Here is a 16768-nt window from a genome sequence, read left to right on the forward strand (position 1 = left end):
TTTATAACTATTGTATTTTTTATAACGGAAGCAAATTTAAGGAAATGTTTCCTAAGATTACGACAAACTTTTAAGGGAAAAATGCATTATAAAGGTTGTTTCGCAAAGTTTTACCAAGGTTAGACAGAGATTTGTCAGGTTTTTTATTAAAGAAGATCAAAATGAATTTTCCCAAAGACGAAAAAACAGCTTTTTTATTTTTTCATACGGTTAATTTGCTGATAACGCTTTTGTATGTTTTTATACTCGGTATTACCTATTTTTTCAATTGTAAAATCCATTTTAGTTAAGTCCGATTTTAGAAAATGTTATTCCTTAATCACTTTAAATGTTTCTGAAGATTCTCTGTTTGAAATTTTAAGAATATAAAATCCTGAAGGTAAGCCTGAAACATCAATTGATCCATTTGTACTTTTTCCGTTCAGGATTGGATTAGATTCGAAATCAAAGAATGAATAATCAAAGTTTTTAGAATTGAAATTCTCAATTGAAATCACAGAAACTGCAGGATTAGGAAAAACATACGCTGCTTGTTTTTGAACTGTTTCGCGCTGAATATTATTGCAGGCGCTTTCTAATAGTAGATCCAAATCATTTTCATCAAACATTAAGGTATAATTCAGCTCTTTTGCTTTTGTAAATAACTGACATGCTTCGTTATATTTATTCTGTTCCAAATAAATAATTCCAAGATTTTTCATTGCATAGGAATTGTTTTTATCCATTTCCAAAGCTTCTTTGAGATCTTTAATCCCTTTTTCAGATTCTCCTAATTTATGGTAAAGCAAACCTCTTGTTGTTTTTAAATCCCTTCCACCGTAATCTGATGAATGATCTATTATTGTTTTTTCTTTCTTAAAAGCAATTTCAATATTTTCCATTGCCTTATCATACTCTCCTAAATCCGAATATAATTTAGCAATCCCCCATCTGGCATGACCATGTTCCGGCTTTTCTTTTATAATTTTTTCTAAATAATATCGTGCCAGATCATTGGATTTTCTTAGTTGTAAATAATTAGCAAAATTGTATAAAATTCGATAATCATACGGAGCACAAATCATTGCTTTGTAAAAATACTGAAATGCAGGATTTTCCATTTCAAGGCTCATATAGGTATTTGCCAGTACATCATAAAGGGAGCTTTTGAATTTTTCTCTGCTTGCCTTTATAGATTCTGAAACCACTTTAGTAGTATCTTTAGGTTTTTTATTTATCAGAAATTCGGCTCTTTTTAAATCCTCGAGCGCTAAAGTTTTATTTCCAAGGCGGGCCCTTAGATAGCCCCTTGTTGAAATATCTTTGATATTTGTCGGGTTATAATTCGTTTTTAGATTCAGTTCTGTAAGTGATTTGAGCATTTTTTCTGTTGCCTCTTCACTATCTTTATTAAAAGGCAGTTTATGATCGATTCTGCTGAGCAGTTTTCCGTGCAAAAAATTCCAGGTAACGAGTTTCTCCCCTTGTCTGTTATATTGAAAACAATTCGAATTTTTCCTGCCCTTTTCATCATGATAAAAAACCTCGTTCAAATTTCCGTTTGGATAATATGTTTTAATGCTGTCTTTAATGTTATCCGTACCATACCAAATCTCTATTGAAGGTACCTGATCATCATAAAAATAACGGGTAACTCTATTAGATTTATCGTAACCCTGAGCCAATAACAAGGCAGGGAAAAGCATAAAGGCAAATACTATTTTTTTATACATAATTTATAGGTTATCGTTTTGAACTTACAGTTTTAATTATCCAGAAATCTGTATCTGTCATCTTTTTTAAACTCATAAGTCTTTCCGTTATACTTTATCCTTTCAGATTCTTTTTTAACTTTAATATTACTTTGTTCTTTTGTTCCATTTTCCGGATCTTCTTCAACTGCAACTTCATATAAAAAGTTTTTTGAAACAATTAAATCCAAAAAACCATTTGTTTCTGTATCAGAAATTATCAAACCTGTCTCTAAAGTTTCCAATTCAAAAGAGCCTCTGTCATTAGAATCTCCCTGCGTTTTTCTAATTGGGTATTCGTATAAAAGTTTTTTAATTTTATTATTTACCAATGCAATTATCGTAAATTTTTGCTGAGAATATAAAGCAACACGACTTCCTGAGCTTTCTTCTGTATAAAATGCAACTGCTGTTGTATTTTGGTTGAGCTGAAACAGATTATTAAGAATATATGTTTTCGAAAACTTCATTCCTTCATTTTCATTATAACTCAAATTAAAATCTGTTTCCTGATCAATGATTTTTCCATCAGCTTTATTAACAAAAAGATATTTTCTTTCAAAAAAATCTCCCGGGTCATCCTCTCCTGTATTTTCTTTTTCGGATTCTTCTGTTTTAACAAAATAAGTAATTACAAAAAAGGCGATTTTATCGTTGTAACTTATAGAAGTTGTTTCATTGATTTTTAAATCAGCATACCTTATGTTTAAATTTGTGGTTACTTTTTTCAAAAGAGCCAAATCCAGTTCTTCAGACACTATTATAGCATCATTATCTTTAAAAATAAGTTTTTCAATAACTTTTTGTTTCACATTTTCAGGCTGAGCGTGTAAGGCTAATGCAGTGTTATTTTCTTCGATGGCTTGTTTTTTGTTTTTTTCGCAGGAGCTTAAAAATAAAAAAGTGCCGATGAGAATTAAGTAGGTTTTGATTTTCATTGGTTTTGATTTTAGTATTGGGGCTTTCAAATATAAAATATTCTTAATAAGCTTTTTAAATAAAATCAAAAATTTGAAATCATTTTACATAGATATACAAAAATTTGCAGAGATTTTTTAAAAAATTAACAAATTTAGAAAAGACAGAATTTTAAAGTTTTTTATTTCAGACTTTGAAAAAAACTTTAAACGCTGAACCTTTGTTTCCTGTTTTATGCTCTCTTAATCTCATGCCCAACAAATTTCTCCAAAACCTCAAACATATCATCTACAGAAAGTACTTCGGTATCAGGATGTGATTTGAGGAATGCAGCATTTAATACGGTTATATTCTCCTCCAGTTCAAAAAACAAATCATTATTTAAAAGATCCCGAAACGGATTTGGTCCGTCTAATTTTCCCTTTAAAAATTTACCAAGTTTGATATTGCTTTGTAAACGCAGTTTCCTGCTTTGCTCCTGAAATAACGCTAAATGCTTTTCGGCGCCAATTATGGTCAAACCTTCTTCAATCAATTCGTTCAGTTCTTTATTCCATCCGGAATCATATACAAACTTTGCAAAATTACCTTCGGTATATTTTGAAGTATAATAATCTAAATAATAACTCAATAAAGCATCTTCATGTATTAAATCATCATCGATTTTTTCTTCGCGCATTAAATTGATTACCGAAATATTTGAATTAACAACATCCTGAGGATATTCGCTGTTTATTGCTGTTTCTGAAATTATTATTCTTCCGAATTCCTCCATTTTTATTTTTGTTTTAGGATTGTTTTATAGGACATCACTGTTATTACTCTTTTTTTCATTCATTTTTGCGACTAAGGCTTTCAATCGCAATGCACGTTCTTTTTTTTCCTCCTGAAGCTTAGCATTTTTCCGATTTAACAATTTGGTATGCAAAGCCTTGTTTTTAGTATTTTTTTCGGGTCCTTTAGCCATGGTATAAAACTTTATGTGACCGCAAATATAAGAAACGTAAACTGTAATAAATTCTTAGGACGTTTGTCCAGACCTGACTATCTGCTTCTCAAAGTGACGCCTATTTATATAAAGAAATAATTATTGTGAGATATTTTTTACTATAAAAGCGTATTTTAGCTCCTGAATAAAACAGCATTGTTGATTACATTAAATTTAGTATACACAAATTAATTAACCATAAACCAACCCCATGAAAGCCTTTATTATTTCGATTATTTCACTTTTATCATTTTCAGTGTATTCACAAAACAGATACGAATTGCAAGATGAAGGAAAAGAGAAACTTTACCTTTCTGATACTATTTCAAAAATGGCTGAAAAAAAAATCATTACCAGCGAACCTATTGTTGTGATTGATGGTGTTCCTTATCGTTTTCAGGATTTAGAAAAAAACAAACTTCCATTATCGAAAAATGAAATTCTTACAATTATACCAATTGACAGGCAAAAAGGCATCAATATTTTTGGCAATTTTGGAAAAGCCGGAGTTCTAATTGTAACAACATCTAAAAAGAAAAAATAACTATAACTGCATTTTGAAATATCAAACATATGAACAAAAATGTTTATGCGATACACCATTTCAAAAACTGAATAAAGCATTTGCAAATAATCAAACTTTTACAGAAAATTAAATTGAGAAAGAATGAATCCTAAAGTTGATTTTTATTTTAGCAAAAACGAAAAGTGGCAAAACGAAACCGAGAAATTAAGAGCAATAGTTCTCGATTGTCAACTATACGAAGAATTAAAATGGGGTGTTCCTTGTTATACATTTCAGGAAAACAATATTGTTTTAATACATGATTTTAAGGAATATTGCGCGCTTTTGTTTTTCAAAGGTGCTTTATTAAAAGATACAGACAACATCCTGATACAACAAACTGCCAATGTACAGTTGGCTCGCCAGATCAGGTTTACCAATATACAGGAAATCATTCAACAGGAATCTACTCTTAAAGCGTATATTTATGAAGCTATTGAAGTAGAAAAAGCAGGTTTGAAATTTACTTTTAAAAAAACCGAAGAATTCAAAATTACTGAAGAATTTCAAAAGAAATTAGATGAAAACCCAAATCTGAAAACCGCTTTCGAAGCTTTGACACCTGGACGACAAAGGGCCTATATGCTATATTTTTCTGCGCCAAAGCAATCCAAAACCAGAGTCGCAAGAATTGAAAAATGTACACCACAAATTCTTTACGGAAAAGGATTAAATGATTAGAAAATAATGCAAGCCTCTTATGTAACAGAGAAAACAAATTTTAATCATAAAGTAATACTAAAATAACGTATGGAAGGTTAATGCTATAATTGAAATACAAGAATAAAACGTAATTTTATTCCCTCTAAAAAGGTTTCAAGCACTAAAAAAGGAAAGTATGACAGAAAGAAAAGCATTAGAATATTATGTTTTAGACGTATTCTCGAATGAAAGTTATAAGGGAAATCCGCTCTCTGTTGTTTTTACTACCGGAAATTTAGCACTGAAAACGTATCAGGATATTTCTAAAGAATTTGGTTATTCCGAAACTTCTTTCGTCTACTATTCAAAGGAACAAAAGGCATTAAATGTTCGTTCGTTTACTCCAACCGGCATCGAAATTGACGGTGCAGGACATAATTTACTGGGTGCAGTCTGCGGGGCTTTGCTTAAAAAAATGCCAATATTTGACGAACAATCAGAAAACAACCGATTTGTTATAATGAAAAAATCTCCGATTTCATTAACGGTAAGTTTTGACTCGGTTACGCAATATCCTGTTGTACAAATGCATCAAAAATTGGCTGTTATCAAAAAGGAAATACCTACTTATAAACTGGCTGTGGCGCTTGGTTTAAAAATTGAAGATTTAGATAGTAATGATTTTGTTCCAACAATTGTAAAAACCGAAGTCGCTCATACTATGGTGCCCATCAAAAACAGTCAAATTTTAAACAGCATCGTTCCTGATCACAAGCTTCTAATTGAAATTTCAAGAGAATACCAATCGGAAGGATTTTATTGTTTTACCATTTCAAATCAAAAGGAAGACAACATTGCCGAAGCCAGATTTTTCAATCCCGTTATCGGAATTTATGAAGATCCTGCTACGGGAACAGCTGCCGGTCCATTAATTGGTTTTTTAACTTCAAAAAAACAGGCAAAACTGAATACTGAATATAAAATTTTGCAGGGTGTAAAACTAAATCAGCCTTCTATTATTGAAGTCATGATAAGGGAAAATGATATCTTAGTGGGTGGTTCTTCGATTATTACGATGAAGGGGGAGCTTTATATATAAAAATAATGATGGAAAAATTATTAACTACTATTTCTGAAAAAGCAATTAAAAATGAAGATTTCAATTTCACATCAGAACAAATTGAAAATAATTGGCTAGGAACTATTCCTGCAACTGAAAAACAAATAAGTAATACTGAAAATAGACTCGGTATAAAATTACCTAAGGATTACATTGAGTTTATAAAAATAACTAATGGTTTTTCTGCACCAAATGATATAGAACCAAGTTTTGAAAATATCTCAAATATTGATTTCTTAAAAAATATTGAACCCTTTACAATTGAAGCTTATTCTTATTTACCAGAATTAAAAAATGCCATTCTTATTGCAGGAATAGAAGAAGAACAATATTTTTTACTCATCCCTCCCGAATCAGAAAACGAAGAATGGAAATACTGGAAATTTGCTAATTGGTATCCAGGTGAACATCCTTTCGGAAATTTGAATGAATACTTTAAAGACGTACTTGAATTTATAGTCAAAGAACACGAATCATAAAAAAAGCTGCATTTAAAGTGCAGCTTTTTTATCGTTCAAAAATACAATTTCTTAATTCGTTTTCATAGGCGGTAAATCAAATGCAACAGAATCATGTTCGAAGTTGTTTCTGTGACCGCCATCGCAAAAAGGTTTGTTTGCAGATAATCCGCAACGGCAAAGCCCTAATGCTGCTCTTCCTTGTAATCCGTAAACTGTTCCTTCCGGATCCATAATTTCAAAATCTCCTTCAATTTTGATTGATCCGTTTTTATTGATAATTAGTTTTGTCTTGCTCATAAAATTTGTTTTTGTTGTTTTTTTGGATAGCAAAGATTGCGAAATATATTTTGAAGATTTTACTTGTCGTGTTAGTTTAAACTGGTTCTATTTTATGAGGTTATACCGCAAAGATTCGCAAAGTTTAATTTTTAGTTTAAAAAATTAAGAAAATCTGCTTAATCTGCATGAAACAAAAAACTTTGCTACTTACGAGAGAAAATCCACAAAATCTTAGCGAATCTCTGTACTTTTCTTTGTGAATCTCCGCGAAATAACAAAATCTCAATTCTATTGCTTATTTTTGCACTCTAAAATTCATATAATGACACAGAATCCTAAAAGATATACGATCACAGCAGCATTGCCTTATACCAATGGACCAATCCACATTGGGCATTTGGCGGGGGTTTACGTGCCTGCAGATATCTATTCGAGATACCTGCGTTTGCAGGGAAAAGACGTTGCATTTATTTGCGGAAGCGATGAACACGGTGTTGCCATTTCGATGAAAGCAAAAAAAGAAGGAGTTACGCCACAGGAAGTTATTGATAAATATGACGGGATTATTAGAAAATCGTTTGCTGATTTTGGAATTTCGTTTGATAATTACTCCAGAACTTCGGCTAAAATTCACCATGATACCGCTCAGGAATTCTTTAGAACATTGTATGATAAAGGCGATTTTATTGAAGAAGTGACGGAGCAATTGTACGATGCAAAAGCAGATCAGTTTTTGGCAGATCGCTTTGTTGTAGGTACATGTCCAAAATGTGACAACCCTGAAGCTTACGGCGATCAGTGCGAAAAATGCGGATCGACTTTGAATGCTACCGATTTGATCAATCCAAAATCAACGATTACAGGTGAAACTCCAATTTTGAAATCGACCAAACACTGGTTTTTACCTTTGGACCGATATACTGATTTCCTAAACGAATGGATTATAAAAGGTCACAAAAATGACTGGAAATCGAATGTTTACGGACAAGTAAAATCATGGATCGATGGAGGATTAGAACCCCGTGCAGTAACACGTGATCTTGACTGGGGAATTGATGTTCCGGTTGAAGGTGCCGAAGGAAAAAAACTTTACGTTTGGTTTGATGCGCCAATTGGCTATATTTCATCAACAAAAGAATGGGCTGCCCGTGAAGGAAAAGATTGGGAACCGTACTGGAAAGATGAAGACACGAAACTGGTTCACTTTATCGGGAAAGACAATATTGTTTTTCACTGTATCATTTTCCCGGCAATGCTAAAAGCCGAAGGAAGCTATATTTTACCGGACAATGTTCCTGCAAATGAGTTTTTGAATTTAGAAGGAAACAAACTTTCGACTTCAAAAAACTGGGCAGTTTGGTTGCACGAATATTTAGAAGAATTTCCGGAAAAACAGGATGTTTTGCGCTATGCCTTAACCTCAAATGCTCCTGAAACTAAAGATAATGATTTTACATGGAAAGATTTTCAGGCGAGAAATAACAATGAACTGGTTGCTATTTTCGGGAACTTTATTAATCGTGTTGTGGTTTTAACCAACAAATATTACGACGGATTTGTTCCAACTCCAAATGAATTATCTGAAGTTGACGAGAATACTTTAGCCGAATTAAAAGCGTATCCGGCTGTGATTTCAAGTTCGGTAGAGCGTTACAGATTCCGTGAAGCTTTAGGCGAATTGATGAATGTTGCCCGTTTAGGAAATAAATATCTTGCCGATGAAGAGCCTTGGAAAGTAATGAAAGACAATCCGGAGCGTGTAAAAACACAAATGTATGTAGCACTTCAAATTGCTGCGGCGTTGAGCGTTTTGGCTGAACCGTTTTTACCCTTTACTGCTTATAAATTGTCAAATATTCTAAAAAACCAAGGAAAACTGAAATGGAATGATGTTGCTGAAAATTCAGAATTAATTCCTGAAGGACACCAAATTGGCGAAGCAGAATTATTATTCGCAAAAATTGAAGATGAAGAAATACAAAAACAAATAGATAAATTGGAAGCTACAAAAACAGCTAATCTTGCTGAAAGCAAACAGCCGGAACCTCAAAAAGATTTGATTCAGTTTGAAGATTTCGCTAAAATGGATATTCGTGTAGGAACTATTCTGGAAGCCGAAAAAATGCCAAAAGCAAACAAACTTTTAGTTTTAAAGGTAGACACCGGAATCGACGTTCGTACCATTGTTTCGGGAATTGCAGAGAGTTTTTCTCCTGAAGAAATAATCGGGAAACGTGTTTCTGTATTAGCTAATCTGGCACCAAGAGCATTACGTGGAGTTGAAAGCCAGGGAATGATCCTGATGACAACAAATGCCGAAGGTAAACTGGTTTTTATAAATCCAGATGCTGATGCTCCAAATGGGGAGACGGTAAACTAAGTTTATGACTTCTATAAATTGCGTGAATCGGTTAAGTTTTTAATTGATTCACGCTTTTTGATTTTAAATATCTGACTTATTGTTTTTAGAAAAAAAACGATATCCATAAATTAATTAACTAAAAAAAACAAATCATGAAAAAAACAATTTGTTTGAGCCTTTTACTTCTCATAAATATATCCGGTTTCGCACAGGAAATTGTAAATTCAATACCTCTGGAACTAAAAAAAAGTAGTACTGTTTTTCAAATTACTAACCCTGAAAAAAAAACAGTTACATTGTTTGTAAGAGACTCACTAAAAATAAAAGCAATTAATCTGAATGAAAAGATGCAAATTGCAGACAGTATCTCTGCTAAAAGGCCAAATCTTAAAACTTACACTAATATAATTGGTTATAATAAAAGCAATGGCAACACACGATTATTTTGGTCGTCTACTAATTATGAAGCCATTTTTGCCCAATTGTTTAATACTAATAGTCGTGAAACCATAACCAAGGAATACAAACTGGTTTTAAAAAACGAAAAAGTTATACAAAAATTCAGTCAGGACGAAAACTTTTACATTCTGACAGTTTTAAAAAACAGTGATATCTTCAAACTGTATATTTTTGACAGCGAAGGCAATTATACAGAGAAAATAATTACCACAGAAGGATTTCACTTTTTCACATCAGACTATAAAAAATCAGATCTATATACCGCCTTTTCCGAAAGTTTATTGCCTTTTGAAGCACCTTTCTCTTTACAAAAAATCACTGTTGAAAATCAAACATCATTAATAGATGCTGCCAAAAAAAGAAAATGCTATTTCAACAATAAACAACTTGTAATCACCCTTGATACCAACATCGATTTTACTCAGTTGATTTTAATTGATTTACAAAGTTTTACTGCTACCGAAAAGATGATAAAAAAACAATATTTAGTTGGCGATCGAAAATTTTTAAATTCAAATTCCTTTTATTTTGACAATAAACTATATCAGCTAAAAAGCTCATCAGGAATCATTTATTTCACTATAAAAGATTTAGAGGATAACATTCTAAAAGAATATTTTGCCAATTCAACGAAACCAATTGCCTTTAAAAATTCAGAATTTCATGAACAGGGTGGCAGTTTAAGAGCTAAAAGAACTTTAGCAAGCAGTCCGCTGTTTATTCTTAAATCAAACAATTTATTTCTTGGACTTTCCTGTTATCAGACGGGTCTAAACACATTCATTACTTTCGGAGGTGTATCAGAGTTAAAACAATCAGCCGATCAAACTACAATAAATCAATTTGGGCTTACTGAAGATATTGTATTTAGTACATCAATGGAAGATTTCGATTCCAGTTCTAACAGAAGAGTCGTTAAAACAGAAGGATTGTTTGATACTGCAGGAAATCGTATTAAAGGAAAATTAGTGCCATTGGCATCTGATAAAATCAGTACTTTTTTTGATAAAAATAATACTATTTCAGCACAAACATTATTCAAATTAGATGCTTACTATCTGGGATATTACGATAATAAAACAAAAGAATACATTATTAGAAAATTTGAAGATTAATACAAAACTCCCGATTTTATGAATTGGGAGTTTTTTTCTGAAAGAACGCTTTCAAAATGCTAATTTTGCATTTTCGCTTAATAAAACCAAAAATGAAACTCACCAAACCAAGATTAGCCTTAATCTGCGGCATACTTTGTATTTCCATCTTCCCTATCTTGGTAAAACTAAAATTAACGCCAGGATTAATTTCGGCATTTTACAGAATGTTTTTTGCGGTGACATTACTTTTGCCTTATGTGCTTTTGAGCAAAAACTTTAAACTGCCAACATTAAAATTTACTCTTTTAGCTGCACTTTGCGGTATTCTGTTTGCTTCAGATGTTGCCGTTTGGAATATCGCCATTCAGGACTCGAGTGCTACTCAGGCTTCGTTACTGACCAATCTGTCTCCGGTTTGGGTAGGAATTGGTTCTTTTTTATTCCTGAAATCAAAACCTGCTACTAACTTTTGGATTGGAACATTGGTATCCTTATTCGGAATGGTGACTTTGGTTGGCTTTGCCTTTTTTGTGGAATTGAATTTCAATCAGGCATTTCTGTTTGCTGTTTTATCCGGTATTTTATATTCAATTTATCTTTTGATCAGCAAAAATGTTCTTTCAAAGGTGGATGTTTTATCGTTTATGACCATTAGTTTATTCGCTTCCAGTATTTATTTAGGGATACTTAGTTATTTACTAAACGAACCTTTTACCGGATTTTCAGATACAGGCTGGTTTATATTAATATTGCAGGCGGTAATTTGTCAATTGTGTGCGTGGCTTTCGGTAAGTTATGCAACCCAGCACATGCGTGCTACGAGGGTTTCTTTAAGTTTATTAAGTCAGGCTGTAATTACTTCAATATTAGCTTGGTTGTTTTTAGAAGAAAAAATAACTTTACAAATGGTTATTGGCGGAATCATTTTGCTTTTCGGAATCCGGATTACTTTTTACGATAAGACTATTTCGTTAAAAAAGCTTTCTTCTAAGACTGATTAAAGGTTTCACGCAGATTCGACACATTGAACAGATTTTTTAAAATTATTTTAATTTGTTCTGCAAATTAGAGGAAATTCGTGTAATTCGTAGCAAAAAAACCTGAAACAAAGAAAACTTCAAACTTGAAACAAAATATACCATGTTACATAAAAACAAAATACCCAACTTAAAAGTAATCGCATTTGATGCCGATGATACTTTATTTGTAAACGAACCTTACTTTCAGGAAACCGAAAATAAATTTTGTGCCTTAATGGAAGATTATCTTTCACATCAGGGAATTTCTCAGGAGCTATTTAAAATCGAAATTGAGAATCTTCCTTTATACGGTTACGGAATCAAAGGATATATTTTATCGATGATCGAAGCAGCAATGAATATTTCGAATAATACCATTCCGGTTGAAGTCATTGAAAAAATCATTCAATACGGAAAAGAATTGCTCGAAAAACCAATCGAACTGCTTGACGGAATCGAAGAAACCCTTCAGTCATTACATGGAAAATACAAACTGGTCGTAGCTACAAAAGGCGACTTAAAAGATCAGCACAGTAAATTGCATCGCTCCGGTTTGGGACATTATTTTCACCATATTGAAGTCATGTCAGACAAACAGGAAATTGATTATCAAAAATTATTAGGCCGTTTAGATATTCAGGCGCATGAATTTTTGATGATCGGAAATTCGTTAAAATCAGATGTATTGCCTGTTTTAGGAATTGGCGGTTATGCCGTTCATATTCCGTTTCACACAACCTGGGAACATGAAAAAATCAATCATAAAGTTGAACACGAACATTTTAGTTCGTTCGAAAAAATAACAGAAGTTGTCCATAATTTATTATAATGAAAACCCTTTTAGATTTAGAAAACTGGAATAGAAAAGAGCATTTTGAGCATTTCAGTAAAATGGAAGAACCTTTTTTTGGTGTTACTGTCAAGATTGATTGTACAATAGCCTATCAAACTGCTAAAAACCTAAAGACTTCTTTTTTTATCTTTTATCTTCATAAAACATTGATTGCGGTAAATTCAATTGAGAATTTTAAATATCGCATTTCTGAAAATCAAATTTACATTAATGATCGTGTAGATGTTTCTGCAACAATTGGCCGCAAAGACGGTACTTTCGGCTTTTCATTAATAGAATACAATCCGGCTTTCAGAATTTTTGAAAAAAATGCTTATACAGAAATTGAGCGTATCCAAAACACTCCCGGACTTTTTACAAGATCGTTTGATGATGATAATCTGATTCACTTTTCGGCGATTCCGTGGATAAATTTCACTTCACTTTCTCACGCACGCAGTTACACTTATCCGGATAGCTGTCCTAAAATTTCTTTTGGAAAAATGATTACCTTAGAAAACGGGAAAAAATCGATGCCTATGTCTGTACATGTTCATCACGGATTGATGGATGGATTGCATGTAGGTCGGTTTACAGATTTTTTTCAAGAGCTTATGAATCAATAAGAAGATAAAAAACGGAACAATATTTGAGCGTAAAAAGATATGAAAAAACTATTCCTTATTTTATGCGTCTTTTATAATGCTGTCTCATTCAGCCAGACAGTATTAAATTCTTTTTCATTAAACCTAAACAGGCCTTTAGAAAATGGTCAGATACTCAATATTGAAGATGTAAAAACTAATGACATTTATGTTTTTGCAGCAGATGATAAATACATTAATATCTTAAAATACAATAAATCTCTTTTTCTCAAAAATCAATTTACCGATTCTATAAAAATGGAAAAAGACAGGTCTTTAATTGGTCATAGTATTGGGGATGACGGAAATCCTCTGCTTTATTGGGCAACAAATAATTTAAGAAACATCCGAATTATTAAATATTATCTGGAAACAAAAACTTCAAAAGCTTTAAATTTTGATTTGTCACCAAACAACGAAAATGTAATAACGACTTACCAAAAAAACAATAATTTTTATATGCTGTGTAAGGAAACAAATAGGCAGCATCTGTTACTCTATGAATTTAATAATGGAAAGGCCGAAGTGAAAATGTTTGATGTGTCAGGAATCCTGTTTCAGAATGATAAAGAGCAAAATTTGGCTTTCAATACCGTTATCCGATATTACCCAATTGAAAAAATAGATCCTGATAGTTTTAATACCTTAGATAAAACGATTAAAAAAACCAAAATGTATGTATCAGGCGATCATATTTTTTTGACATTCGATTACAGTTTAAAAAAGACCCATGTTTTAGATCTAAATACTATCACTGTAGATGTTACCGAGAAAAATTTCAATCAGCCTGTCTCTAAAACACCATCAAAAACTTCCAACTCTTTTTTTTACGAAAACAAATTACTGCAAATCAAGGCAGGCAAAGAAGAACTTTTGTTTGAAATCAAAGATTTTGATTCAGGCAAAACACTTAAAAGCCTCTCTGTCTCAAAAAAAGACTCCGTTAATTTTAAAAATTCACCCTTCTTTTTACAGATAAACGATAAAAATCCTCAGGAGATAAAAACTACTGAGAAGTTTTTAAAACAGCTTTCAACATTAAATGCGGGAATAACAGTTTTTAAAAACAAGAAAAATACATCAATATCTTTTGGCGGATTTGTAGAATATCAGATTTCAGGTTTTGATAACATACAGAGCAATTTACTGGCAGATTTTTTTGATAATGACTTTGGAGGCTACTCAGAATATTCAAGTAAAATGGCTTATTTTGATGCTATGCTTAATTCGGATTTAGAATTTGTAAAAAACAAACAATCAGAACCTTTGGCTATTGATAATGTTTTTTATTATTTAAGTATCAATAAAAATATTTCGCTGCAAAATATTCTTAAACTAAAAGATTATTACATTTTGAGCTATTATGATATAGCTTCAAAACAATACATCATGCGGAAATTTACAGACGGGTTTTATTATGAAGAAAAAAATTCAATCATTAATAAAGCTATTTTCTCACAGCCTATTTCTTTTTATAACCTTAAATCGACTAAGAATTAATCAAAATGTTCTTATGTTTTTTCCGATATCCAAAAAATGGTTTGAATTATTTTTTTTAACTTTACAAAAAAGACATCTATTATGTTATCAAAAAATATTGAAACGGCTTTAAACAAACAAATCCGTATAGAGGCAGAATCTTCGCAAACTTATCTTTCAATGGCTTGTTGGGCTGAAGTACATGGATTAGAAGGAATCGCTCAGTTTATGTACACCCAGTCAGACGAAGAGCGTGCACACATGCTTAAATTAGTAAAGTATGTAAACGAACGTGGCGGACATGCTCAGATTACAGATTTAAAAGCACCCAGAATTTCCTATTCTACTTTTAAAGAAATGTTTGAGGAGCTTTATAATCACGAACTTTTTGTTTCGCAATCGATCAATGAGCTAGTACACATTACTTTTGAAGAGAAAGATTATGCTACACATAATTTCTTACAATGGTATGTTTCTGAACAAATCGAGGAAGAAGCTACAGCTAAATCTATTCTGGACAAAATCAACTTAATTGGTGAAGACAAAGGCGGACTTTACCTGTTCGATCGTGATATTCAGCAGTTAACCGTTACAAGCTCAATTGCAATTAATCCAAAATAAAAAAGTTAAAGTTTATTTAGAATATATAAAAATAATATTTTCTGTTTATATTTGTCACTGTTTTTAATACAGAGGAAAATTGAGCAAGAAAGAAAAAGACAAAGACAAGAAAAAGGATAAAAAGAAAAAGAAAAACAAAGATATCCTTGATAAAATTAAGAAGATTGAAAACTGTAAATCTTCTTGCTGTGAGAAATACAAAAAAAGTGAAAAGAAACGTTGCTCACGCTGTCCTATGTTTGATTTATTCAAAAAGACTGCTTAACGATATAGACAAAACCCACCCAATTTTTCCGGTGGGTTTTTTAGTTTTAAATTGCAGTCAACTTCTGATTTTTTAAAGACTTAAATTTATATGGAAAAACAAATCATAATTCCACAATCTGCTCTTGATTTTTTGCAGCAGCTTAAAGAAAACAACAATAAACCCTGGTTCGAAGCGCATAAACAAGAATATTTAATCGAGTTAAACTATATTGAAACTTTTGCAGAGGCTTTACTTCACGAACTTTCTAAAACAGATGTTCTGGAAACAAGTTCAGGCAAAAAAAGCGTGTACCGAATTTATCGCGATATTCGTTTTTCTAAAGACAAAACTCCGTTTAAAACTTTTTGGGGAGGCAGTTATACACGCGCAACAGCGGCAAGACGTGGTGGTTATTATTTTCATCTTGAAAAAGGAAACAGTTTTTTTGCCGGCGGCTTTTGGGGACCGAATGCTGCAGATTTAAAACGCATCCGAACCGAATTTGACCATGATTCTGAATCATTTCAAAAAATACTAAATTCAAAAGCTTTTAGAAATACTTTTGGAACTTTACAGGGAGAACAGCTCAAAACAGCGCCAAAAGGTTTTGACATCAATCATAAAGCGATTGATTTATTACGCTTTAAACAGTTTTTGATTATTAAACGTTTTACAGATGATGAAGTTTTGAGTCCGCAGTTTTTAGAACAGGCTTTGGAAACCATGCAGAACATGAGGCCTTTTTTTGATTATATGAGCGAAATACTCACTAGCGATATCAACGGCGCTTCGATTTTATAATTATATATTTTATGATTAGAATTAAAGTTTTCAGGCTAAGCTGAGTCGAAGCTCCTTGTCGAAGGATTATCTTTAATGAAAATAAAAAAACCCGACAGGTTTTAAAGCCTGTCAGGTTTAACCAACAAATAAAAACATTACTTGCTAAGCAATAAAATTTCGTTTACAACAACTTCTGTAACGTAGCGTTTCTCTCCGTTTTTATCATCGTAACTTCTGTGGGTTAGTTTTCCTTCAACGGCGATTTCTTTTCCTTTTACAACATATTTTTCGATAATTTCGGCAGTTTTACCCCAGGCAGTAACACGATGCCATTCCGTTTGCTCTACTTTTTCACCTTTATCATTGGTGTATTTATCATTAGTAGCAATACTTAAATGCGCTAATTTTCTTCCGCTGTCTAATGTTTTGATTTCAGGATCATTACCTACATTACCGATTAATTGTACTTTGTTTTTCATGGCGTATACTATTTTTAAGGGTTATATAAAATCGAATTCGTTC

At 32.0% G+C, this 16768-nt stretch carries 19 protein-coding genes; 13 read left to right on the plus strand and 6 right to left on the minus strand.

The genetic code is table 11. From position 1 onward, the window contains the following. Positions 1 to 308: 308 nt before the first annotated feature. The 4 genes from JE46_RS17890 to JE46_RS24280 form a co-directional block, all read right to left on the minus strand. Entirely contained in the window at positions 309 to 1712 is a 1404-nt protein-coding gene (locus tag JE46_RS17890; RefSeq protein ID WP_031456655.1) for a T9SS type A sorting domain-containing protein, read from the minus strand. A 32-nt stretch (positions 1713 to 1744) separates the two neighbouring features. Further along, positions 1745 to 2668 (minus strand): hypothetical protein, encoded by a 924-nt coding sequence (locus JE46_RS17895; protein WP_031456656.1) that lies wholly within the window; start codon positions 2666 to 2668, stop codon positions 1745 to 1747. Between the two features lie 212 nt (positions 2669 to 2880). Continuing rightward, on the minus strand, positions 2881 to 3423 hold the full coding sequence (locus JE46_RS17900; RefSeq protein ID WP_031456657.1) for a DMP19 family protein: 543 nt from the start codon (positions 3421 to 3423) through the stop codon (positions 2881 to 2883). 24 nt (positions 3424 to 3447) lie between these two features. Next, positions 3448 to 3615 carry a hypothetical protein gene (locus JE46_RS24280; RefSeq protein WP_167343449.1) on the minus strand — a complete coding sequence of 56 codons (168 nt, stop codon included), beginning with the start codon at positions 3613 to 3615 and terminating at the stop codon, positions 3448 to 3450. Positions 3616 to 3847: 232 nt separating this feature from the next. Here JE46_RS24280 and JE46_RS17905 point away from each other — a divergent pair, with 232 nt between their 5' ends. From JE46_RS17905 to JE46_RS17920, 4 genes are all read left to right on the plus strand, one after another. Beyond that, a complete protein-coding gene (locus JE46_RS17905; RefSeq protein WP_031456658.1) occupies positions 3848 to 4180 on the plus strand; it encodes a hypothetical protein in 333 nt (110 codons plus the stop codon). Positions 4181 to 4303: 123 nt separating this feature from the next. After that, positions 4304 to 4882 (plus strand): YdeI/OmpD-associated family protein, encoded by a 579-nt coding sequence (locus JE46_RS17910; RefSeq protein ID WP_031456659.1) that lies wholly within the window; start codon positions 4304 to 4306, stop codon positions 4880 to 4882. A 157-nt stretch (positions 4883 to 5039) separates the two neighbouring features. After that, on the plus strand, positions 5040 to 5942 hold the full coding sequence (locus JE46_RS17915) for a PhzF family phenazine biosynthesis protein (protein WP_031456660.1): 903 nt from the start codon (positions 5040 to 5042) through the stop codon (positions 5940 to 5942). Positions 5943 to 5947: 5 nt separating this feature from the next. Next, positions 5948 to 6442: an SMI1/KNR4 family protein gene (locus JE46_RS17920; protein ID WP_236010649.1), complete on the plus strand. Its 495-nt coding sequence runs from the start codon at positions 5948 to 5950 to the stop codon at positions 6440 to 6442. A 51-nt stretch (positions 6443 to 6493) separates the two neighbouring features. On the opposite strand, the gene JE46_RS17925 is transcribed toward JE46_RS17920, so the two are convergent. Then, on the minus strand, positions 6494 to 6721 hold the full coding sequence (locus JE46_RS17925; protein ID WP_031456662.1) for a CDGSH iron-sulfur domain-containing protein: 228 nt from the start codon (positions 6719 to 6721) through the stop codon (positions 6494 to 6496). A 304-nt stretch (positions 6722 to 7025) separates the two neighbouring features. On the opposite strand from JE46_RS17925, the gene metG reads away from it, so the two are divergent. From metG to JE46_RS17970, 9 genes are all read left to right on the plus strand, one after another. Then, positions 7026 to 9083 carry a methionine--tRNA ligase gene (gene metG / locus JE46_RS17930; protein WP_031456663.1) on the plus strand — a complete coding sequence of 686 codons (2058 nt, stop codon included), beginning with the start codon at positions 7026 to 7028 and terminating at the stop codon, positions 9081 to 9083. A gap of 134 nt (positions 9084 to 9217) precedes the next feature. Further along, complete coding sequence (locus JE46_RS17935) at positions 9218 to 10639, plus strand: hypothetical protein (RefSeq protein WP_031456664.1); 1422 nt, start codon at positions 9218 to 9220, stop codon at positions 10637 to 10639. 92 nt (positions 10640 to 10731) lie between these two features. Further along, a complete protein-coding gene (locus JE46_RS17940) occupies positions 10732 to 11622 on the plus strand; it encodes a DMT family transporter (protein WP_031456665.1) in 891 nt (296 codons plus the stop codon). 139 nt (positions 11623 to 11761) lie between these two features. After that, entirely contained in the window at positions 11762 to 12469 is a 708-nt protein-coding gene (locus JE46_RS17945) for an HAD family hydrolase (RefSeq protein WP_031456666.1), read from the plus strand. Further along, positions 12469 to 13098 (plus strand): chloramphenicol acetyltransferase, encoded by a 630-nt coding sequence (locus JE46_RS17950; protein WP_031456667.1) that lies wholly within the window; start codon positions 12469 to 12471, stop codon positions 13096 to 13098. Before JE46_RS17945 ends, JE46_RS17950 begins: the two co-directional genes overlap by 1 nt. A 39-nt stretch (positions 13099 to 13137) precedes the next feature. Then, positions 13138 to 14616 carry a hypothetical protein gene (locus JE46_RS17955; RefSeq protein ID WP_031456668.1) on the plus strand — a complete coding sequence of 493 codons (1479 nt, stop codon included), beginning with the start codon at positions 13138 to 13140 and terminating at the stop codon, positions 14614 to 14616. An 81-nt stretch (positions 14617 to 14697) separates the two neighbouring features. Then, complete coding sequence (locus JE46_RS17960; RefSeq protein WP_031456669.1) at positions 14698 to 15216, plus strand: ferritin; 519 nt, start codon at positions 14698 to 14700, stop codon at positions 15214 to 15216. Positions 15217 to 15295: 79 nt separating this feature from the next. After that, complete coding sequence (locus tag JE46_RS17965) at positions 15296 to 15481, plus strand: hypothetical protein (RefSeq protein ID WP_029271150.1); 186 nt, start codon at positions 15296 to 15298, stop codon at positions 15479 to 15481. Between the two features lie 90 nt (positions 15482 to 15571). Continuing rightward, entirely contained in the window at positions 15572 to 16264 is a 693-nt protein-coding gene (locus tag JE46_RS17970; RefSeq protein ID WP_031456670.1) for a DUF2461 domain-containing protein, read from the plus strand. Positions 16265 to 16401: 137 nt separating this feature from the next. On the opposite strand, the gene JE46_RS17975 is transcribed toward JE46_RS17970, so the two are convergent. Further along, positions 16402 to 16725, minus strand: a complete 324-nt coding sequence (locus JE46_RS17975; protein ID WP_031456671.1) for a single-stranded DNA-binding protein — start codon at positions 16723 to 16725, stop codon at positions 16402 to 16404. Between the last annotated feature and the right edge of the window lie 43 nt (positions 16726 to 16768).

The organism is Flavobacterium chungangense LMG 26729 (assembly GCF_000735715.2).
Classification (GTDB): domain Bacteria; phylum Bacteroidota; class Bacteroidia; order Flavobacteriales; family Flavobacteriaceae; genus Flavobacterium; species Flavobacterium chungangense.